The organism is Burkholderia sp. SIMBA_051 (assembly GCF_046534915.1).
GTDB lineage: Bacteria > Pseudomonadota > Gammaproteobacteria > Burkholderiales > Burkholderiaceae > Burkholderia > Burkholderia ambifaria.
Genome location: NZ_JAWRXS010000285.1, coordinates 1 through 271, shown reverse-complemented (window position 1 = coordinate 271; position 271 = coordinate 1). Strand labels below are relative to the sequence as shown.

The window sequence follows — 271 nt, the reverse complement described above, 5'->3', positions numbered from 1 at the left end:
AGTGCGATTCGACGTCACCTATTTTTCTGCTTTGGACAGGGTGCATTCGCCGGTGGGAACACTGCCGCCGCCGGTGTTCTTCAACGTAAGCGCGAGCCTGCTGCCTCTGTTGGCCGTGATGATCTGCCCGTAGCTGACGGTCGGAATAAACTGAATATCGGGTGCCACGGCCACAGCCGGATTTCTCGCGCCGTCCACGGTCAGGTCGAGTTCCACGGTAATCGATTCTATTGCGACGCCCCAGTCCTTTCCGCGCGCCGCCTGTTCCTTC

General features: G+C 59.4%; 1 protein-coding gene. It reads right to left on the bottom strand.

Annotation, left to right across the window (positions count from 1 at the left end):
• Positions 1-18: 18 nt before the first annotated feature.
• Positions 19-271: hypothetical protein (locus SB771_RS34555; protein WP_410721983.1), on the bottom strand; the 253-nt coding region annotated here is incomplete at its 5' end.